Genomic DNA, 17,577 nt, shown 5'->3' on the forward strand with positions numbered 1-17,577 from the left:
TTGGGCCGCTACGCCCTTCAAACCCAGGCAAAACGCATGGCCTGCATGAAAGCGGGGCCGAAATCATCCCTTTCGATCAGCCCTTCCAAGACCACCCGACCCGGCAAGCAGGCAAGCCAGTCGCGGATATCCTCCCGCTCCAGCGCCAGAAGAGTTCCAGCCAGAGCCGTGTTTCCGGCCACCTCTATTTTCTCCCGCCATGCCTCCGGCAAAAAACCCAGCGTGATCAAGTCGGAAGGCTCCGCGTGCTCTCCCAAAGCCCCGGCCAGATAAATCCGAGCCACATCTGCTTCCTGCAGGCCCGCACGCCGGACCAGGCTTCTCAGCGCCACGTTGACTCCCGCCTTGGCCTTCAAAAATTCTTCGACATCACGCTCCGCCACGAACACCCCTGGTTCGAGGTCGAGAATACGGCCGACCCTGTGAGTGCGGATGCGCTGTGATATCTTGCGGGCCAAGGGCATCGTCGCGTCCCGAAAATGGCCAGCCTCATCGATCACGCCAAGACGCCGCAGCAGAGCCAATATGGACGCGTAGCCCGTCCCGGAGACGCCGCTCAAAGGCGTCCCGAACCATTGAAGACCCGTTGGCCCAAGAGAGACGCGACTGAGCACGTGCTCTCCCGCCGCGGCTCCGCAGCACAGGCCCACGCCTTCGATGGCCGGCCCCATGGGCACGCTGCAGGCAAAAAAATGTTCTGCGTCCAGCGCCAGGACGAATTCACCGTTCGTGCCCAGATCGGCAAGAAGAAAAGGGTAGTCAGGCTCGAGAGTTGAAATATAAGCGAGGCCAGCGCTGATGTCGGCACCGATAAAGGGGCCGAGCAGGGGCGGAATATAGGCGGCAGGCAAATTGTCATCGATACGGACAGTCTCGCCGCCGCGCCATGGCAGACTGTACGGCGCATAGGCCAAGCCGTTAAGCGATACGTCCAGGAGGAGCCCTATCATGGTGCTGTTCCCGCAGACGGCCAGGGAAAGGGCTCCGCTCTGTCGCACCAAATCCTGCATCAACTGAATGGCCGATTGACGCAGATGATCACGCGCCGCATCCGAAGAGAGCGCGTATCTCAGCCTGGACATGACCTCGCTGCCAACACCCATCTGCGGATTGATCGTGGCAAACTCCGGACTATGGCCCGCACTGGAGCACAACGACCATTTGATCCGAGTGGTGCCGATATCAACGGCAAGGCCCTCACCGCGCACACCGCCAAGCATGACCGGAGCAGACACGGGCACTTCAATACTGCAAGGCTCAGTCACCAGATGCTTGCAGCCCAGTCGCCAGCCATCCGCCAATTCTTCAGCGCCAAGCCTCGTCTGGTCATCAGGGCACGGCAGAGGGGGGGCTTCAAGAAATCGAATCCTGCATTTGCCGCAAAGCCCGGTGCCTGCGCACAGTTCGCGGCCCCGACTGATGCCGGTCTCAAAAAGCAGGTGCAAAAACGGCTGACCGGGTCGGGCCTGGACCGAAACCGCAATTGCACCGGCCTGATGGATGTCGACTCTCAGCACAGCATAAGCCTTTTTCCATCAGCTCGCGGCGGCTCCACAACCCCGATCTCGGCAACCATCTCGCCTCGGTCACGCAGCCACTCCCGCACATCACCAAGCACGTCAGATGGCACGCCGAGGAGCATTCCGCCCGAGGTCTGAGCATCGTACATGAGGTCAAGCAGGACGGGATCAAGAGCCGTCGAGGCTTCAACCGTCTTGTGACAAAAATGCTTGTTGGCGTGACTGCCAAGCGGCAAAAGACCGACGCGGGCGAGATCCAGAGCGTGATCCATGATGGGAACGGAAGAGACATCAATGGATATCGAGCAGTCAGAGGCTGTCGCCATTTCAAGGACATGTCCCCCAAGACCGAAACCAGTGATGTCCGTTGCGGCCTTGAGACCGAATCTGGCGACCGCTTCGCCCGGAACGCGGTTGAGGCGTGCGGCCCAGCGATACACGTCTTCCTCAAATCCGTCGCATCCCTCCCACTGTGCCTTGATGGCTGTGGCCAGAACGCCTGTGCCTATCGGCTTGGTCAAAAGAAGCACGTCCCCGGGCCTAAGCCCGGCGTTAGTGGCGTATCTGTCTGGGTCGACGATGCCCGTAACCGACAACCCGTACTTGATCTCTTTGTCCTGAACGCTATGGCCACCGACCAGCATGGCACCGGCTTCCTGGACCTTGAGCAGTCCTCCGCGCAGGATTTCGCGAAGAATCGAAACATCCATGGTCGCGATGGGAAAACACACTATGTTCATGGCTACATACGGGACGCCGCCCATGGCATAAACATCGGAAAGAGAGTTGGCAGCCGCGATTTGGCCGAACCTGAACGGGTCATTTACTATGGGCGTAAAGAAATCCAGCGTCTGGACCAGCGCCTTTCCAGCAGGAAATCTGACAATGGCGGCATCTTCGCTGTTTCCCATCCCGGTAAGAATCCGTTCATCGCCCTCGAAATTCAGTCCGAGCAATGCCTGCTCCAAGTCCCCTGGAGCCAATTTGGCAGCTCAACCGGCGGCGCTGACCGTTTGAACCAATGGAGTGTTTTTCACGATTTTGACCTCACAGCAATGTTCTGAGCGTTGTTCTTCAAAAAGTCTATGAGCTTGATTGCGGCAGGAAACAGGGATCTCTTCTTGTTGAAAACAACATGGAAGGATCGCTCCAACTGCAATCCGGGCAGGTCAACGGCCATAAGGGATCCCGTTTCAAGCTCATCATGGATGGTGATGGCGGAGGTGATGGACGCCCCCATGCCAGCGGAAAGACAGCGAGACATGGCACCGGCGTTTCGGACCATGATGACCGTTCGCAAGGAATGGATGTCGATCCCGAACTTTGCGAGACTCTCAGCCATGGCCACACGCGTTCCTGAGCCCTCCTCACGCATGACCCAGGGCAGGGATCGCAACAAATCTTCCACCGTCTGATGACGGTGTTTTTCATACAGCGACGGTGTCATGGCCAGAACAAGAGAATCGCTGGCGATCTTTTGATAGTGAAGATCGGGAGATTCAAATACAGCGCCAACCACACCCAGCATCAACCCGTTGTCACGTACCTGCGTAACGATATCTTCGGAATCGCCTATGCGCAGATCCATTATCACTTCCGGGTACTTCTTCCAAAATTTTGCGAGGATTTCCGGCATGATGTAATTCGCAGGAATGGTGCTTCCGCCCAGATCAAGCTTGCCGGTAATGCGGTCCTGAAGCTTTCTGAGCTCGGAAATCGCCAGTTCGGATGCTTCAAATATTTTCTTGGCGTGTTCGTAGAGCACTTCGCCTGCCTTGGTAGGAACTACACTGCGCCCAATTCGGTCAAATAACTGGACTTCAAGTTCCTGTTCAAGCGAGGCCACATGTGCACTGATTGTCGGTTGAGAGAGATAGAGTGACTTTCCTGCCTTGGAAAAACTGCAGTGCTCGTAAACCTTCGAAAAAGCTTCGATTTTGCGGATGTCCATATATGCCCATTCCTGGTATAGATAAAAACGATACATCAGGGCAAAAAATAAGGCAGCTTGGCTGCCTCATTTTCTTTCGATATATCTATGCTTCTTCAGTAGATGCTGAGGCTGCTGCCTCGGAACCTGCTGTTTCAGCAAACTTGTCACTCAAACGTGTGAATTCGATAAGCGCCATGGGGGCACTGTCGCCGACACGAGGAATACCGAACTTGACGACTCTTGTGTAGCCGCCGGGGACATCCTTGAAGCGGGGACCAATCTCATCAAACAGCTTTTTGACGCTGTGATGACTGCCCAGAACCGTATAGGCCTGTCTGCGAGCATGCAGAGTGTCCTGAAGTGCCATCGTGATGAGCTTGTCAGCAAAGATGCTCAGTTCCTTGGCCTTGGCTTCAGTCGTACGAATCCGCTCATGTTCAACCAAGGAGCGAACCATATTCTTCATCAGGGCTTTGCGGTGTTCCCACGTACGCCCCAGTTTTCGACCAGCTTTTCTATGCCTCATCTTCTTCGTTCCTCTTTAACCAATCCTGGTACAATTCGTCAAAATTATCGACTCTGATTCCGAAATCAAGTCCCATGCTCTCAAGAACCCGGCGAATGTCTTCCAGAGACTTCCGACCAAAATTCTTGGTCTTCAGTAAATCGGCCTCGGTCTTCTGGACCAGTTCGCCGACGATATGGATCCCTGCGCTTTTAAGGCAGTTGCTCGCTCTCACGGGAAGTTCAAGATCTTCGATGTTCTTGAAGAGATTTTCGTTGATCTTGTCCTGGGGCTTGGATTTGGCCTTCTCAATATCAGCGGAGCCTTCATCGAAATTGATAAAGACGGTCAGCTGCTCTTTCAGAATCTTGGCGCTGAAAGCCAAGGCATCGTCCGGAGTGAGGGAGCCGTCGGTCCAAACCTCGATGATCAATTTGTCATAATTGGTCATCTGGCCGACACGAGCCTGCTCTACCGCATAAGCAACCTTGCGGATGGGAGAAAAGCTCGAGTCCAGGGTGATAACGCCGATCTCGTTGTCCAGATCCTCGTGCATCTCGGCAGGAACATAGCCCTTGCCCATGCGGAACTCGAGATTCATGACCAAATCGATATCTTCGGAAAGAGTCGCGATATGCAAATCAGGATTGAGAATCTTAATATGCTGATTTTCAACAATTGCAGACGCCGTGACCTCGCCTTTGGCATTGGCAATGAGCTGAACCCGCTGTGGCTCGGGAGTGTTCATAGCCACACGCAATTGCTTCAGGTTCAGAACAATGTCGGTAATATCTTCATTGACCCCGGGGATGGTCGTGAATTCATGCTGAATGCCCTGAATATTGACCGAAACCGGAGCCGCGCCCTGAAGAGAAGAAAGAAGAACCCGGCGCAGTGCATTTCCGATCGTGGTACCGAAACCTCTTTCCAGAGGTTCGCAGATAAATCGACCGTACATGTCATCGCATTTCGGATCTTTTTCAAGTTGTTCCGGCCTGACAAGCTCTGCCCAATTTCGGACGTAAACTTTTTTGTCTCCGCTATACGTAGAACTCATGTTTACCGCCCTTTATTTGGAGTAGAGTTCAACAATCAACTGCTCTGTCATGGGGAACGTGATATCTTCTCTGGTGGGAAGAGCCTTTACAGATCCCTTGAGGGCAGGTGCATCGATCTCGAGCCATGCAGGTACGCCACGACGAGCGACAACTTCCAGAGCCTCGGTGATTACAAGGTTCTTCTTGGTGCGATCCCGCACCTCAAGAACGTCACCGGACTTCATCTGAATCGAAGGCACATTGATGCGACGTCCGTTGAGGGTGAACAGACCGTGACGAACCATCTGACGAGCCTGGCTGCGCGAATTAGCAAAACCGAGCTTGTAGGCAACGTTGTCGATACGCGTTTCAAGCAACATCAACAAATTGGTGCCGGTGATTCCCTTGCGACGCTCGGCTTCCTCGAAATATCTGCGGAACTGACCTTCAAGGATACCGTACATCTTTCTAACTTTCTGCTTCTCACGGAGCTGCAAGGCGTAATCACTAGGCTTTTTGCGAGCCTTTCCATGGTCGCCGGGCGCATAGGCGCGACGCTCGAAAGCACACTTATCAGTATAACATCTATCGCCTTTGAGAAAAAGCTTTCCGCCTTCTCTTCGGCATATTCTGCACTTAGGGCCTGTATATCTAGCCAAGGTAAATTCCCCCTATACTCTACGACGTTTGGGCGGACGGCAGCCGTTATGCGGAATGGGTGTCACGTCGCGGATAAAAGCGACGCGCAAACCTACAGCATTGATTGCACGCATTGCGGACTCGCGTCCAGAGCCAGGTCCTTTCACGAGAATGCCTACAGATCGCATTCCGCATTCCATGGCCTTGCGGGCAGCGGTTTCAGCGGCCTTCTGGGCTGCGAAAGGGGTGTTCTTACGGGAACCCTTGAAACCGGAAGCGCCGGAACTTGCCCAGCTGATTACGTTACCCGTCGGATCTGTGAAGGTAATAATCGTATTATTGAAGGTGCTGTTCACATGAGCAATACCCGTGGGGATATTTCTCTTTTCCTTTTTCTTGATTACTCTCTGCGGTCTTGCCATTTGTCTGTCTCCACCCAGTTACTTTTTCTTCTTACCAACAATGGCTCTGCGTGGGCCCTTGCGAGTGCGCGCATTGGTATGCGTGCGCTGACCACGACATGGCAAGCCGCGCCGATGTCTCAAACCTCTATAGCAACCGATATCCATCAGACGCTTGATATTGGCCACGATCTCACGGCGCAAATCGCCTTCGACCTTATGACTGGCTTCCAATTCTTTACGAAGCGTGTTGATATCGTCACTAGTGAGATCGTCACTGTTTTTAGTCCAATCAATACCTGTAGCATCAAGGATTTTAAGAGCTGTAGCTCGGCCGATGCCATAAATATATGTCAATGCAATATCTAGCCTTTTGTTTCTCGGCAAATCTACACCAACTAATCTTGCCACAATATCCCCCTATCCTTAACCCTGTCTTTGTTTATGCCGCGTATTGTCACAAATCACTCTAAGCACGCCTTTGCGCTTAATAACTTTGCATTTGGGACAAATTTTGCGAACTGAAGGTCTAACTTTCATTGAATCCCCCGAAGATTTTCAATTGAAACTCAAGCCATTTTACATGTGGCTGAGAATAAATGGTCCGTCCTTGGTAATAGCCACCGAATGTTCAAAATGAGCAGATAGGCTTCGATCTTTGGTTACTGCTGTCCAACCGTCGGAGAGGATTTCGACCTGGTCGGTACCAATTGCAACCATTGGCTCAATGGCAATCACCATTCCCGGCTTCAAAGGCAATCTTGAGCTATTCTTGGGCACGTAATTGGGGACTTCTGGCTTCTCATGAAGCATCCGGCCTATCCCATGACCAACAAATCGCTTTATAACGGAAAACCCTTGAGCCTCAACCCGTTCCTGTACAGCCCGTGAAACATCGTAAAGGTCATTTCCTGGAACGGCCTGCTCGATTCCCAATCTGAGGGAATCCAAGGTAACTTCCAGTAAATGGGCCGCGCCCTTACTAATGCTTCCTACAGGAAAGGTCCTTGCGGTATCTCCGTAAAAACCCTGAAACTTAACGCCAAAATCAATGGATAATATGTCACCCTCAAGAAGTTCTCGCTTGGACGGAAATCCATGCACGATCTCTTCATTGACAGAACAGCATAGGGCATACGGGAAACCCAAATAGCCCTTGAATGCTGGAATAACATCAAAAGTAGCGCAAAGCTCTATAGCTTTTTCTTCCAATTCCCAGGTTGTTACTCCGGGGACAACCAAGCAGCCAACTTCATGAAGAATATTGGCCGCTATACGGTTGGCTTCTCGCATGACGGCAATCTCCTGTGCGTTTTTCAGGAAAATGCCTCTATGTTTTTTCAACCTTGCCTGCCCTTGATTTTCGCCTTGGCAAGCAAGCCGTCATATCTGCCCGAAATAAGATGCGACTGCACCTGGGACATGGTGTCCATGGCCACACCGACAACGATCAGCAGGGATGTTCCACCGTAATAGAAGGGAACATTGAACTGCTTCATCAAGACCATGGGCAAAACACAGACGAGCGAGATATACAAAGCGCCCCACAAAGTCAAACGGGTCAGAACCTTGTCGATGTACTCGTTGGTCTTGAACCCGGGGCGAATGCCGGGGACAAAAGCCCCTTGTTTCTTTAGGTTTTCGGAAATTTCCTTTGGATCAAAAACAATGGCCGTATAGAAAAAGCAGAAAAATACGATGAAAGCTACGAAACAAATATTGTAAATGATTGAATCTGGCCTGAAATAATCAGACATCTTGTTCAATATTTCAACATTTGAAAAGTTAGCAATCGTCGCGGGAAACATCAGGATAGAAGATGCGAAAATTGGCGGAATAACTCCTGCCGTATTTATACGCAACGGCAGATGACTCGTCTGCCCTCCATACATTTTCCGTCCGACCATACGCTTGGCGTAATGGATGGGAATTCTCCGCTGAGCTCGCTCCATGAAGGTGATGCCTACAAGAACCCCGGCCATGACGACCACAACCAGCAGCACCGTGAAAAGAGAAACGTCACCGGCCGTGAAAAGCCGATAGGATTTCCCAATACCGCTGGGAAGTCCGGAGATGATGCCCGCGCATATGATCAGACTGATACCGTTTCCGATTCCCTTCTCCGTGATTTTCTCACCCAGCCACATGATAAACACGGTGCCGGCCGTAAGAGTCAGAACGGTGATGATCCGAAATCCCCAACCAGGCATATACACGATGGAAGCCCCGGTGGGGCTTGTCATCGTTTCAACACCAATGGAGATCCCAAGACCCTGGATAACGGATATCAGCACCGTTCCATATCGCGTATACTGGGTAATCTTCTTCTTCCCTGCAGCGCCTTCTTCCTTGCTCAGCCGTTTGAGTTCCGGGCTGACAACCGTCAAAAGCTGCAGGATGATCGAAGCGGAGATGTAAGGCATAATCCCAAGTGCAAATATGGACAGATTCATCAAGCCGCCGCCCGAAAACATATCGAACAGCCCAAAAAGGGTGTTTTGTGCGTTGGCAAAAAAATCTGCTAGAGCATTCCCGTCAACACCTGGTATCGGCAGATGAACACCTACTCGGAAAACAGCTAACAGGAGAAAAGTCCAAATAAACTTGCTTTTCAGCTCTGACATACCCGTGTTTGCGCCTTTGGATATACTCACAATGCTATCCTTCGATCGAAATGGCTTCGCCACCTGCTGCAGTGATTTTTTCCACAGCCTGTTTGCTGAACTTGTGTGCCGTGATCTTAAGCGCCTTGACGGCTTCTCCGTCGCCAAGAATCTTGATCGGCTGATCACGATCGACAAGGCCAGACAAGTACAAATCTTCGATCTTTACTTCGGTCATGTCAGCAAAGGCTGAATAGACGGTCGAAAGATTGAGAGTCTGGTAGACGACGCGAAAAGGGTTCTTGAAGCCGCGCTTAGGCAGTCTGCGGTAAAGGCGCATCTGGCCGCCTTCAAACCATGCAGGAACTCCACCACCACTGCGGGCATTCTGACCCTTGTGACCTTTGCCTGAAGTTCCGCCCTGACCCGAAGCTGTTCCGCGGCCCAGTCTTTTCACCTTGGCGCGTTCCTCGGGGTATGGATACAATTCATGCAGGTTCATTATTGAATAACCTCTACAAGATGCTTGACTTTATTGATCATCCCTCGAACACATTCATTGTCGGGAAGAGTGCGGACCTGGTTGAGCTTGGTAAACCCAAGAGCCTTGACAGTTCTTCTCTGCACAGGACTCTGGGTAATCAGGCTCTTAGTCAGTTTGATCTTAATCATAACTTCACCTATTTTCTCTTGATGGTGAGAGTTTTGCCTCTCATCCGTCCGACGAGTTCGGCGCTGCGCAGTGAGCGCAGTCCCGCAAATGTAGCTCGAAGCACATTGTGGGGGTTGTTCGTGCCGATGGCCTTGGTCAGGATGTCATGAACGCCCGCAGCTTCCATGACAGCACGTACAGGTCCGCCAGCAATAATCCCGGTACCTGCGGAAGCAGGCTTGAGCATAACGTGGCCGGCACCAAAATTCCCCAGAACTTCGTAAGGAATGGTTCCATCGAGAAGTTCAACCTTCTGCATGTCCTTGCGAGCCCTGTCGGTGGCCTTTTTGATGGCATCAGGCACCTGATTGGCCTTACCCAGGCCGAATCCAACAGTTCCCTTGCCATCACCAACCACGACTAAAGCGCTGAAGCTGAATCGACGGCCACCCTTGACAACTTTGGCGACGCGATTGAGATAGACAATTTTCTCAATGAGTTCAAATTCGTTTTGTTGCATGGATGTCCTCGATTAAAAATTTAAGCCGCCTTCTCGGGCTCCATCGGCAACGGCTTTTATCCGGCCATGGTATACGAAGCCGTTGCGATCAAAGACCACGGAAGTGATGCTCTTCTTGATCGCTTCTTCGGCAACCTTCTTTCCTACCAACTTCGCATTCTCGACGTTCAGACGGATATTGTCGCCTTCAAGGCACAGCGTTGAAGCGGATGCCAATGTTGCGCCGGCCAGATCGTCGATTATCTGCGCGTAAATATGCTTGCTGGAGCGAAAAACAACCAGTCTCGGCCTTTCAGGCGTACCGTTGATCTTTTTACGAATCCGCATTTTGCGCTTTTTACGGGCTTCATCTCTTGATAATTTCATAGCTTATCCTATTTCTTGCCGCCGGATTTGCCGGCCTTGCGACGGATAGTCTCATCAGTATATTTGATACCCTTGCCCTTGTACGGCTCAGGCGGACGGACCCGGCGAATCTGAGCCGCGACTTCACCGACGGCCTGCTTGTCACATCCGGAGATGGTAAGCTTGTTGCCTTCGGCCTTGGCCTGTATTCCGGCGGGCAACGCAAAGTTGACCGGATGAGAAAAACCGACATTCAGCACAACGGTATTGCCCTGGACATTGACCTTGTAACCAACGCCAATGACTTCGAGAGTCTTCTCGAAACCATTGGTGACGCCGGTGACGGCATTGGCAAGTAATGTTCTGCGCAACCCATGCTGCTGGCGGGCGATCCGGCTGTCGTCAACTGGATTAACGGAAACCGTATTGTTGTCGACACTGACTGCAATGGCAGGATGTGTAGCGAGAGTAAGAACCCCCTTGGGTCCTTTCACTTCTATCCCGCTTTCCGCGATTTTAAGATCAACACCACCAGGGATGCTGATCGGCATTTTTCCTACTCGAGACATAGCGATCTCCTACCAAATCTCACAAAGAAGTTCGCCGCCAACGCCGATTTCGGCAGCCTGTTTTCCCTCGAGCACACCCTTGGATGTGGACAAAATGCAAATTCCAAGACCATTTTGCACAGAAGGAATGCTCTTCGCACCCACATAAATACGACGACCAGGCTTGCTGATTCTCTTCAAGCCGGCAACGACAGCCTTATTTTCATGGTATTTCAAATTAACCAGTAAGGCATCATTCTCAAGGGCATATCCATTGATATAGCCCTCTTCGTTCAATATTTTGAGCAGCGCCTCGCGGGTGCGGCTGGGAGTAATGGAAACAGTTGAATGCATCGCTTTGTATGCATTACGAATTCGAGTCAATAAATCTGCAATAGGATCTATGACAGACATGAGCGTACCTCATTTACCAGCTAGATTTTCTTACGCCAGGCAGTTCACCGGCAAGGGCCATATTCCTGAAGCAGATTCTGCAAATGCCGAACTTGCGCATGAAGGCTCTTGGCCGACCGCAAATGGGGCATCTGTTATACTGGCGTGTGGAAAATTTGGGCTTCCGCTGAGCCTTGACCATCAAAGATGTGCGAGTCAAGTTACACTCCTCCTTACTTCTTGAAGGGCATTCCAAGAAGCTTCAAAAGCATCTTGCCTTCTTTGTCAGTCTGGGCAGTAGTTATAACAGAAATATTCATACCCACTGCTTTTTCAATCCTATCGATCTCGATTTCGGGAAAGATAGTATGTTCCTTTATGCCAAGGGTATAATTTCCGCGGCCATCAAAACCTCTGTCCGGTACGCCCCGGAAGTCGCGGACTCTGGGAAGCGCTATCGTCAGAAGCTTCTCCAAAAAAGCCCACATCCTGTCTCCTCGAAGCGATACCCGGCAGCCTACAGGCATACCCTCACGCAGCTTAAAAGCAGCGATGGATTTCTTTGCCCGAGTTACAACGGCCCGCTGACCAGCAATCAGAGACAAATCGCGTACAGAATCCTGTATGATTTTGTTATTCTGGCTACCTTCACCCAGCCCCATGTTCAATGAGACACATTTAATCGAAGGAATCTGCATCACTGACGTGTAGTTGAATTCCTTCGAGAGTTCAGGAGCGACTTTATCTTTGTAGATCTTTTCGAGACTACTCATTGCTGCACCTTAACTGATCGTTTCATTGCATTTTTTGCAATAACGAACTTTCTTGTTATCGTCGGTAAACTTATAACCCACTCTTGTCGGCTTTGAGCAAGCATTGCACACCAGCTGAACGTTAGAGACGTTCACAGGCATTTCCTTCTCAACTATTCCGCCAGGCTGGTTGTTATAAGGATTGGGCTTGGTGTGTTTTTTCACCATATTAGCCTTCTCGACAATAACCTGCTTTTTGCTGCGAAGAATTTTGACAATCTTGCCGATCTTACCTTTGTCTTTTCCGACAAGAATCATCACATTGTCATCTTTGTGAATTTTCCAGACATGAGTAGACATAGATTACAACACCTCTGGGGCTAAAGATACAATCTTCATAAAGTTCTTTGCCCGCAATTCACGTGCAACAGGCCCAAAAATACGAGTGCCCATCGGCTCAAGGTTTTTATTCAGCATAACAGCTGAATTATTGTCGAAGCGGATAAAAGTTCCATCAGGACGGCCGATCTCTTTTGTTGTTCTTACAACTACTGCCTGGAGAACATCGCCCTTTTTGACTTTTCCATGAGGAATCGCTTCTTTGACTGACACCATGATGATGTCGCCAACACGAGCATAACGCCTCTTGCTTCCGCCCAGCACCTTGATGCAGGCAACCTTCTTGGCTCCGGAATTGTCTGCGACATCCAAAGTCGTCTGCATTTGAATCATTTTACAATCCCCTACAAAGCTCTTTCAATGATTTTCATCAGATGCCAGTTTTTCCGCGCACTTAAAGGACGGGACTCGACGATCTGAACTTTATCCCCAATGTGACATTCATTGTTGGGGTCATGAGCCATGAATTTCTTTCTGCGGCGGATATATTTTTTAAGAACAGGATGTTTGACCAGTGTTTCGACACGCACGACAATGGTCTTGTCGTTCTTATCGCTCACTACGAAGCCAACAAGAGTTCTCTTGTTTGATGTCTTTCCGCTGTTACTCATCACCTGTCTCCATGTCCTTCGCTTTCAAAATCGTCAAAATCCGAGCTATGGATTTCTTAACAAGCGGTATTCTCTGACTATTTTCAAGCTGCGCGGTTGCATGCTGAAAACGAAGATTCATCAATTCCTTACGAAATTCACCAAGTTTGACCTGGAGCTTCTCAGGACCCAATTCCCGTAATTGTTGAGCATTCATCCTGTCTTACTCCTTTTCGACTATGGTAGTCTTTATAGGCAGCTTGTAGGCAGCTCTCTGCAATGCTTCTTTAGCCAGCTCCACGTCGACACCCTTGATTTCATAAAGGATGCGACCTCTCTGAACTGGTGCGCACCATCCGACTGGCGAGCCCTTGCCTTTACCCTGACGAACTTCCAAGGGTTTGGCCGTAATCGTCTTGTCGGGAAAAATACGAATGAAAACCTTACCGCCTCTTTTAATGTGCCGCATCATCGCGATACGGGCGGCTTCAATTTGCTGACTCGTGAGTTTTCCGCATTCCATAGCCTTCAAACCGATTTCACCAAAAGCAACCGTGGTCGCGCGTCCTGCAAGACCGCGTATACGACCCTTCTGCTGCTTCCGAAATTTGACCTTTTTAGGACTCAGCATCAGCTATCTACCTCACTCAGGATCTCACCCTTGAACACCCAAACCTTTACGCCAATGATACCGTAAGTGGTTTTGGCAAGCGCAACACCGTAGTCGATGTCGGCACGCAGGGTATGCAAAGGTACGCGACCCTCTCTCGCCCATTCTGTACGAGCGATTTCCGCTCCACCAAGACGTCCGCCACACTGGACCTTGATCCCGAGTGCACCGAACTTCTGGGCCATGCCCAGGGTCTTCTTGATGGCTCGACGAAAAGCTACCCGGCGCTCGAGCTGCTGCGCAATTGATTCCGCAACGAGCTGTGCATCTGTTTCCGGGCGGCGAATTTCGTTAACCTCTATCACAAACTCACGAGCAAACTTGCCTTTGAGTTCAGCCCGCAGCTTTTCAATTTCAACGCCCTTTCGTCCGATAACAATACCGGGGCGTGCAGTGAAAAGAATCAAACGAACCTTGTCGGCAGCTCTCTCGATTTCAATCTTGGAAATACCGGCGTGAAACAGCTTTTCTTTTACATACTTCCGAAGCTTACTGTCTTCGAAAACATACTCAGCATATTTCTTGTCGCTAAACCAACGGGACTTCCAGTTTTTATTGTATCCCAGACGGAATCCGTAAGGATGAACTTTATGACCCAAAGCACTGCCCTCCTAGAGTTCATCGACAACCACAGTAATGTGGCTGCTGCGCTTGATAATTCTGTAAGCCCGGCCCATTGCCCTCGATTGAATCCGCTTCCAGCTCGGGCCGCCATCGATGCGAACTTCCTTCACATAGAGGTTGTCGACGTTGAGCTTGGAGTTGTGTTCAGCGTTGGCAATTGCAGTCGTCAGAACCTTCTCAATCAGACGGGCAGCTTTCTTGGGGGTGAATTTCAGGACATTCAACGCATCTTCCACGTGTTTACCGGTCACGTTACGTGCGACCAACCTGGCTTTCTGCGGGGAAACGCGTATAAACTTGGCAACTGATCTTGTTTCCATTTGAAACTTCCTGTCTATTTCTTCTTCTTATCAGCAGCGTGGCCAAAATAAGTCCTGGTGGGTGCAAATTCACCAAGTTTGTGTCCGACCATATTCTCAGAGACAAACACCGGGATAAATTTCTTTCCATTATGAACTGCAAAGGTAAGTCCGACCATCTCGGGTAAAATCGTAGACCGGCGAGACCAAGTCTTGATCACCTGACGGCTTCTATCAGCGTGGGATTTTTCCACCTTGTTAAGCAGATGGCCATCCACGAAAGGGCCTTTTTTCAGAGACCTAGGCATAGAAACTCCTACTTACTTCCACGGCGTTTTACGATTAACTTGGACGAAGGCTTCTTCGGCGAACGGGTCTTGTATCCCTTTGTAGGCTTACCCCAAGGGGTAACGGGATGACGTCCACCAGAGCTTCTGCCCTCGCCACCACCCAACGGGTGATCGACAGGGTTCATCGCTACGCCACGAACCTTAGGACGCTTGCCCAACCAGCGGTTACGTCCGGCCTTACCGATAGAGACATTCTCATGCTCGATATTGCCGACCTGACCGACGGTCGCGATGTTCACGGCCAAAACCTTGCGAACTTCACCCGACGGCAATCTGAGCAGAGCGTACTTGTCTTCCTTGGCGATAACCTGAGCATAAGCTCCGGCGGAGCGGGCCAGCTGGCCTCCGCGACCGGGGTACAGCTCAATGTTGTGCACCAGGGTGCCAAGGGGGATACGAGCCAAAGCCAAGGCATTGCCCGGCTTGATGTCAGCTTTGTCGCCGGCTAGAATCTGATCGCCGACATTGAGTCCAAGCGGACAGATTATGTAACGCTTATCGCCATCGGCATAATGCAGCAGAGCGATGCGCGCACTTCTGTTCGGATCGTACTCGATGGTGGCAACCTTGGCCGGAACATCAATTTTGTTACGCTTAAAATCAATCAGGCGATACAAAGACTTGTTTCCACCGCCACGGCGGCGCATGGTTACACGGCCGTTATTATTGCGACCGCTTTTTTTATTCAAACCCTTGGTCAGGGACTTTTCAGGAGTTGTGCACGTGATCTCATCAAACGTGAGAACCGTCTGCGACCTGCGTCCGGCAGATGTGGGTTTAAGCTTTCGAATTGCCATGATTACACCCCTTCAAAGAAATCAATCTTTTCGCCGGCGGCAAGAGATACGTACGCTTTCTTGTATCCGCTGATCTTGCCAACCACGCGACCGAACTTCTTTCTAGTACGCGGGCGGTAATTGACAATGTTCACGGCGGTGACTTTCACGTTGAATACGTTCTCCACTGCACGCTGCACATCGATTTTGTTCGCGGCAGAATGAACAAAAAAAGCAACTTGGTTTCCAAGTTCCTTGAGGCCCGTGGATTTTTCAGAAATCAACGGCCTGAGTAATACTTGCGTGCTTTCCATTATTTCAACCTCTCCTGCAGGGCCAAAACAGCACCCTGGTCCAGGACCATCTGGGGATACTTGAGGATTTCGTAAACATTGATCGACTGCGGATCCAACACGAGAATACCAGGAACGTTCCTGGCCGAAAGAGCAAGGTTGGTATCTTTTTCAGCAACAACAATCAAGGCTTTTTTCAACCCAAGGGTATCCTTGCAGGCCACAAAGTTCTTGGTCTTGATCTCGTCGAACTGGAGCTTGTTGACAACAAGCATGTTCTCGGAGGTAAACCGCGAGGAGATGGCCATCTTCAGAGCAAGCTTGCGGATCTGCTTGTTGATCTTGAAACTGTAATCACGGGCCTGAGGTCCGTGAATCACTGCGCCGCTTCTCCAGAGAGGGGAGCGACTGGATCCGGCACGGGCACGACCGGTGCCCTTCTGGCGCCATGGTTTTTTGCCACCACCCCGCACCAGACCGCGGGTTTTAACACCGACGGTTCCGGAGCGAAGCTTCGCCAAATGAGACTTCACAGCCAGATGAAGCACTTCGGGTCTGACTTCGACCTGGAAGATATCATCAGCCAGGGAAATCTCGCCGACTTCCTTCCTGTTTTGATCGTATACTTTCGCGTTTGCCATTATCTATACCCCTTTACTTCATCTTGCTGAGGACGACGATCCCCTGCTTGGGTCCTGGAACTTGGCCGCGTACAAGCACGACATTTTCTTCCGGGCGGACGTCCACAATCTCGAGATTGAGCATCGTGGCGGTCTTGTTTCCAAGCTGACCCGGCATTTTCTTTCCCTTGAAAACCTTGCTCGGCCATGCGCACTGGCCGATCGAGCCGGGCTTTCTGTGGACCTGTTCGTGTCCGTGTGAGGCAGGAGCGCCGCCAAAATTCCAACGGCGGATGACACCTGCGAACCCGCGGCCCTTGGAGGTACCGGTAACGCGAATTTTTTCGCCGGGAGTGAACATTTCTACGGTCAGCTTCTGACCGATTTCATATTCATCAACGCTGCCAAGACGGATTTCCTTCAGCATTTTGTAAAAGCCACAATTTGCCTTTTGCTGATGGCCCTGCTCGGGTTTGGTCAGTCGATGTGCTGCCACTTCTTCAAAACCAACCTGTAAAGCGGTGTAACCGTCTTTTTCGCTGACCTTTTTTTCAATTACTGGGCAAGGACCGGCCTGAATGACCGTAACGGGGATGACGTTTCCGTCAGCTCCGTAGATTCTGGTCATACCGATCTTGCGCCCAACGATTCCCAAAGTCTTTTTCATGATAGCCTCTCGTTATCCCTACAGCTTGATTTCTACATCAACGCCAGCGGGAAGATTCAGCTTACCCAGAGCATCAACCGTCTGTTGGGTGGGTTCAAGAATGTCCAAAAGGCGTTTGTGTACACGCATTTCAAACTGTTCCCGAGATTTCTTGTCCACATGCACAGACTTCTGAACCGTCTGCTTGTGGATACGTGTCGGCAACGGAATGGGGCCGGCAATGGATGCACCGGTATTACGTGCGGAATCGACAATCTCAGCTACAGCCTTATCCAAAATGCGGTAGTCGTACGCTCTCAATTTTATGCGAATTTTGTCACTATTCATGATGACCTTGCCTCATTACTCCACGATTTCGGAAACAACACCAGCGCCAACGGTACGTCCACCTTCGCGGATTGCGAAGCGAAGACCCTTTTCCATGGCGATCGGGTTGATCAG

At 51.0% G+C, this 17,577-nt stretch carries 33 protein-coding genes; all 33 read right to left on the minus strand.

The features are described from left to right. Window positions 1-17: 17 nt before the first annotated feature. Window positions 18-1,517, minus strand: coding sequence for a hypothetical protein (locus tag CVU60_16805; GenBank protein ID PKN40234.1), 1,500 nt, complete (start codon window positions 1,515-1,517; stop codon window positions 18-20). Beyond that, window positions 1,511-2,557, minus strand: coding sequence for a selenide, water dikinase SelD (selD, locus tag CVU60_16810; protein ID PKN40235.1), 1,047 nt, complete (start codon window positions 2,555-2,557; stop codon window positions 1,511-1,513). Before selD ends, CVU60_16805 begins: the two co-directional genes overlap by 7 nt. Continuing rightward, entirely contained in the window at window positions 2,554-3,507 is a 954-nt protein-coding gene (locus tag CVU60_16815; GenBank protein PKN40236.1) for a LysR family transcriptional regulator, read from the minus strand. The genes selD and CVU60_16815 overlap by 4 nt, the downstream gene beginning before the upstream one ends. Before the next feature lie 49 nt (window positions 3,508-3,556). Beyond that, entirely contained in the window at window positions 3,557-3,979 is a 423-nt protein-coding gene (locus tag CVU60_16820; GenBank protein ID PKN40237.1) for a 50S ribosomal protein L17, read from the minus strand. Further along, window positions 3,969-5,015 carry a DNA-directed RNA polymerase subunit alpha gene (locus CVU60_16825; protein PKN40238.1) on the minus strand — a complete coding sequence of 349 codons (1,047 nt, stop codon included), beginning with the start codon at window positions 5,013-5,015 and terminating at the stop codon, window positions 3,969-3,971. The genes CVU60_16820 and CVU60_16825 overlap by 11 nt, the downstream gene beginning before the upstream one ends. A gap of 12 nt (window positions 5,016-5,027) precedes the next feature. After that, window positions 5,028-5,654 carry a 30S ribosomal protein S4 gene (locus CVU60_16830; GenBank protein ID PKN40239.1) on the minus strand — a complete coding sequence of 209 codons (627 nt, stop codon included), beginning with the start codon at window positions 5,652-5,654 and terminating at the stop codon, window positions 5,028-5,030. 12 nt (window positions 5,655-5,666) lie between these two features. Further along, entirely contained in the window at window positions 5,667-6,056 is a 390-nt protein-coding gene (locus CVU60_16835; protein PKN40240.1) for a 30S ribosomal protein S11, read from the minus strand. An 18-nt stretch (window positions 6,057-6,074) separates the two neighbouring features. Continuing rightward, complete coding sequence (locus CVU60_16840; GenBank protein PKN40241.1) at window positions 6,075-6,446, minus strand: 30S ribosomal protein S13; 372 nt, start codon at window positions 6,444-6,446, stop codon at window positions 6,075-6,077. A 15-nt stretch (window positions 6,447-6,461) separates the two neighbouring features. Continuing rightward, window positions 6,462-6,575, minus strand: a complete 114-nt coding sequence (locus CVU60_16845; GenBank protein PKN40242.1) for a 50S ribosomal protein L36 — start codon at window positions 6,573-6,575, stop codon at window positions 6,462-6,464. Window positions 6,576-6,614: 39 nt separating this feature from the next. After that, window positions 6,615-7,379 (minus strand): type I methionyl aminopeptidase, encoded by a 765-nt coding sequence (gene map / locus CVU60_16850; GenBank protein ID PKN40243.1) that lies wholly within the window; start codon window positions 7,377-7,379, stop codon window positions 6,615-6,617. Then, window positions 7,376-8,689, minus strand: coding sequence for a preprotein translocase subunit SecY (locus tag CVU60_16855; GenBank protein ID PKN40244.1), 1,314 nt, complete (start codon window positions 8,687-8,689; stop codon window positions 7,376-7,378). The genes map and CVU60_16855 overlap by 4 nt, the downstream gene beginning before the upstream one ends. A 4-nt stretch (window positions 8,690-8,693) precedes the next feature. Next, window positions 8,694-9,140, minus strand: a complete 447-nt coding sequence (locus CVU60_16860) for a 50S ribosomal protein L15 (GenBank protein ID PKN40245.1) — start codon at window positions 9,138-9,140, stop codon at window positions 8,694-8,696. Continuing rightward, window positions 9,140-9,310: a 50S ribosomal protein L30 gene (locus CVU60_16865; GenBank protein PKN40246.1), complete on the minus strand. Its 171-nt coding sequence runs from the start codon at window positions 9,308-9,310 to the stop codon at window positions 9,140-9,142. The genes CVU60_16860 and CVU60_16865 overlap by 1 nt, the downstream gene beginning before the upstream one ends. An 8-nt stretch (window positions 9,311-9,318) precedes the next feature. Continuing rightward, window positions 9,319-9,810, minus strand: coding sequence for a 30S ribosomal protein S5 (locus tag CVU60_16870; GenBank protein ID PKN40247.1), 492 nt, complete (start codon window positions 9,808-9,810; stop codon window positions 9,319-9,321). Window positions 9,811-9,822: 12 nt separating this feature from the next. Beyond that, window positions 9,823-10,176: a 50S ribosomal protein L18 gene (locus CVU60_16875; GenBank protein PKN40248.1), complete on the minus strand. Its 354-nt coding sequence runs from the start codon at window positions 10,174-10,176 to the stop codon at window positions 9,823-9,825. Window positions 10,177-10,184: 8 nt separating this feature from the next. Then, the gene (locus CVU60_16880) at window positions 10,185-10,724 is read right to left on the minus strand and encodes a 50S ribosomal protein L6 (GenBank protein ID PKN40249.1); all 540 of its coding nucleotides are present in this window, start codon (window positions 10,722-10,724) and stop codon (window positions 10,185-10,187) included. Between the two features lie 9 nt (window positions 10,725-10,733). Beyond that, window positions 10,734-11,117, minus strand: a complete 384-nt coding sequence (locus CVU60_16885) for a 30S ribosomal protein S8 (GenBank protein ID PKN40250.1) — start codon at window positions 11,115-11,117, stop codon at window positions 10,734-10,736. A gap of 13 nt (window positions 11,118-11,130) precedes the next feature. Next, entirely contained in the window at window positions 11,131-11,316 is a 186-nt protein-coding gene (locus CVU60_16890; GenBank protein ID PKN40251.1) for a type Z 30S ribosomal protein S14, read from the minus strand. A 13-nt stretch (window positions 11,317-11,329) separates the two neighbouring features. Continuing rightward, window positions 11,330-11,869, minus strand: a complete 540-nt coding sequence (locus tag CVU60_16895; protein ID PKN40252.1) for a 50S ribosomal protein L5 — start codon at window positions 11,867-11,869, stop codon at window positions 11,330-11,332. 9 nt (window positions 11,870-11,878) lie between these two features. After that, on the minus strand, window positions 11,879-12,208 hold the full coding sequence (locus tag CVU60_16900; protein PKN40253.1) for a 50S ribosomal protein L24: 330 nt from the start codon (window positions 12,206-12,208) through the stop codon (window positions 11,879-11,881). Window positions 12,209-12,211: 3 nt separating this feature from the next. Then, on the minus strand, window positions 12,212-12,580 hold the full coding sequence (locus tag CVU60_16905) for a 50S ribosomal protein L14 (protein ID PKN40254.1): 369 nt from the start codon (window positions 12,578-12,580) through the stop codon (window positions 12,212-12,214). A gap of 11 nt (window positions 12,581-12,591) precedes the next feature. Next, the gene (locus tag CVU60_16910; protein ID PKN40255.1) at window positions 12,592-12,858 is read right to left on the minus strand and encodes a 30S ribosomal protein S17; all 267 of its coding nucleotides are present in this window, start codon (window positions 12,856-12,858) and stop codon (window positions 12,592-12,594) included. Continuing rightward, window positions 12,851-13,054 (minus strand): 50S ribosomal protein L29, encoded by a 204-nt coding sequence (locus CVU60_16915; GenBank protein ID PKN40256.1) that lies wholly within the window; start codon window positions 13,052-13,054, stop codon window positions 12,851-12,853. Before CVU60_16915 ends, CVU60_16910 begins: the two co-directional genes overlap by 8 nt. Before the next feature lie 6 nt (window positions 13,055-13,060). After that, window positions 13,061-13,468: a 50S ribosomal protein L16 gene (locus tag CVU60_16920; GenBank protein PKN40257.1), complete on the minus strand. Its 408-nt coding sequence runs from the start codon at window positions 13,466-13,468 to the stop codon at window positions 13,061-13,063. Continuing rightward, window positions 13,468-14,106, minus strand: coding sequence for a 30S ribosomal protein S3 (locus tag CVU60_16925; GenBank protein ID PKN40258.1), 639 nt, complete (start codon window positions 14,104-14,106; stop codon window positions 13,468-13,470). The genes CVU60_16920 and CVU60_16925 overlap by 1 nt, the downstream gene beginning before the upstream one ends. Window positions 14,107-14,118: 12 nt before the next feature. After that, entirely contained in the window at window positions 14,119-14,451 is a 333-nt protein-coding gene (locus CVU60_16930; protein ID PKN40259.1) for a 50S ribosomal protein L22, read from the minus strand. Between the two features lie 14 nt (window positions 14,452-14,465). Then, window positions 14,466-14,738 (minus strand): 30S ribosomal protein S19, encoded by a 273-nt coding sequence (locus CVU60_16935; GenBank protein PKN40260.1) that lies wholly within the window; start codon window positions 14,736-14,738, stop codon window positions 14,466-14,468. 8 nt (window positions 14,739-14,746) lie between these two features. Next, window positions 14,747-15,577, minus strand: a complete 831-nt coding sequence (locus CVU60_16940; GenBank protein PKN40261.1) for a 50S ribosomal protein L2 — start codon at window positions 15,575-15,577, stop codon at window positions 14,747-14,749. Window positions 15,578-15,579: 2 nt separating this feature from the next. Next, window positions 15,580-15,870: a 50S ribosomal protein L23 gene (locus CVU60_16945; GenBank protein PKN40262.1), complete on the minus strand. Its 291-nt coding sequence runs from the start codon at window positions 15,868-15,870 to the stop codon at window positions 15,580-15,582. Further along, a complete protein-coding gene (locus CVU60_16950; protein ID PKN40263.1) occupies window positions 15,870-16,490 on the minus strand; it encodes a 50S ribosomal protein L4 in 621 nt (206 codons plus the stop codon). Before CVU60_16950 ends, CVU60_16945 begins: the two co-directional genes overlap by 1 nt. Window positions 16,491-16,503: 13 nt before the next feature. Beyond that, a complete protein-coding gene (locus tag CVU60_16955) occupies window positions 16,504-17,136 on the minus strand; it encodes a 50S ribosomal protein L3 (GenBank protein ID PKN40264.1) in 633 nt (210 codons plus the stop codon). Window positions 17,137-17,154: 18 nt separating this feature from the next. Beyond that, window positions 17,155-17,463: a 30S ribosomal protein S10 gene (locus CVU60_16960; protein ID PKN40265.1), complete on the minus strand. Its 309-nt coding sequence runs from the start codon at window positions 17,461-17,463 to the stop codon at window positions 17,155-17,157. A gap of 15 nt (window positions 17,464-17,478) precedes the next feature. Next, window positions 17,479-17,577, minus strand: a 99-nt coding sequence (locus tag CVU60_16965; protein PKN40266.1) for an elongation factor Tu, incomplete at its 5' end; no start/stop codon positions are given.

This window comes from Deltaproteobacteria bacterium HGW-Deltaproteobacteria-18 (assembly GCA_002841885.1).
Classification (GTDB): Bacteria; Desulfobacterota; Desulfovibrionia; order Desulfovibrionales; family Desulfomicrobiaceae; genus Desulfomicrobium.

Bases quoted from the DNA above. Each gene is read 5' to 3' on its own strand.
- CVU60_16815 (PKN40236.1), bottom strand. From the start codon at position 3,507: ATGTATCGTTTTTATCTATACCAGGAATGGGCATATATGGACATCCGC.
- CVU60_16820 (PKN40237.1), bottom strand. From the start codon at position 3,979: ATGAGGCATAGAAAAGCTGGTCGAAAACTGGGGCGTACGTGGGAACAC.
- CVU60_16825 (PKN40238.1), bottom strand. From the start codon at position 5,015: ATGAGTTCTACGTATAGCGGAGACAAAAAAGTTTACGTCCGAAATTGG.
- CVU60_16835 (PKN40240.1), bottom strand. From the start codon at position 6,056: ATGGCAAGACCGCAGAGAGTAATCAAGAAAAAGGAAAAGAGAAATATC.
- CVU60_16845 (PKN40242.1), bottom strand. From the start codon at position 6,575: ATGAAAGTTAGACCTTCAGTTCGCAAAATTTGTCCCAAATGCAAAGTT.
- CVU60_16860 (PKN40245.1), bottom strand. From the start codon at position 9,140: ATGAACCTGCATGAATTGTATCCATACCCCGAGGAACGCGCCAAGGTG.
- CVU60_16865 (PKN40246.1), bottom strand. From the start codon at position 9,310: ATGATTAAGATCAAACTGACTAAGAGCCTGATTACCCAGAGTCCTGTG.
- CVU60_16870 (PKN40247.1), bottom strand. From the start codon at position 9,810: ATGCAACAAAACGAATTTGAACTCATTGAGAAAATTGTCTATCTCAAT.
- CVU60_16875 (PKN40248.1), bottom strand. From the start codon at position 10,176: ATGAAATTATCAAGAGATGAAGCCCGTAAAAAGCGCAAAATGCGGATT.
- CVU60_16880 (PKN40249.1), bottom strand. From the start codon at position 10,724: ATGTCTCGAGTAGGAAAAATGCCGATCAGCATCCCTGGTGGTGTTGAT.
- CVU60_16885 (PKN40250.1), bottom strand. From the start codon at position 11,117: ATGTCTGTCATAGATCCTATTGCAGATTTATTGACTCGAATTCGTAAT.
- CVU60_16895 (PKN40252.1), bottom strand. From the start codon at position 11,869: ATGAGTAGTCTCGAAAAGATCTACAAAGATAAAGTCGCTCCTGAACTC.
- CVU60_16900 (PKN40253.1), bottom strand. From the start codon at position 12,208: ATGTCTACTCATGTCTGGAAAATTCACAAAGATGACAATGTGATGATT.
- CVU60_16905 (PKN40254.1), bottom strand. From the start codon at position 12,580: ATGATTCAAATGCAGACGACTTTGGATGTCGCAGACAATTCCGGAGCC.
- CVU60_16910 (PKN40255.1), bottom strand. From the start codon at position 12,858: ATGAGTAACAGCGGAAAGACATCAAACAAGAGAACTCTTGTTGGCTTC.
- CVU60_16915 (PKN40256.1), bottom strand. From the start codon at position 13,054: ATGAATGCTCAACAATTACGGGAATTGGGTCCTGAGAAGCTCCAGGTC.
- CVU60_16920 (PKN40257.1), bottom strand. From the start codon at position 13,468: ATGCTGAGTCCTAAAAAGGTCAAATTTCGGAAGCAGCAGAAGGGTCGT.
- CVU60_16930 (PKN40259.1), bottom strand. From the start codon at position 14,451: ATGGAAACAAGATCAGTTGCCAAGTTTATACGCGTTTCCCCGCAGAAA.
- CVU60_16935 (PKN40260.1), bottom strand. From the start codon at position 14,738: ATGCCTAGGTCTCTGAAAAAAGGCCCTTTCGTGGATGGCCATCTGCTT.
- CVU60_16940 (PKN40261.1), bottom strand. From the start codon at position 15,577: ATGGCAATTCGAAAGCTTAAACCCACATCTGCCGGACGCAGGTCGCAG.
- CVU60_16945 (PKN40262.1), bottom strand. From the start codon at position 15,870: ATGGAAAGCACGCAAGTATTACTCAGGCCGTTGATTTCTGAAAAATCC.
- CVU60_16950 (PKN40263.1), bottom strand. From the start codon at position 16,490: ATGGCAAACGCGAAAGTATACGATCAAAACAGGAAGGAAGTCGGCGAG.
- CVU60_16955 (PKN40264.1), bottom strand. From the start codon at position 17,136: ATGAAAAAGACTTTGGGAATCGTTGGGCGCAAGATCGGTATGACCAGA.
- CVU60_16960 (PKN40265.1), bottom strand. From the start codon at position 17,463: ATGAATAGTGACAAAATTCGCATAAAATTGAGAGCGTACGACTACCGC.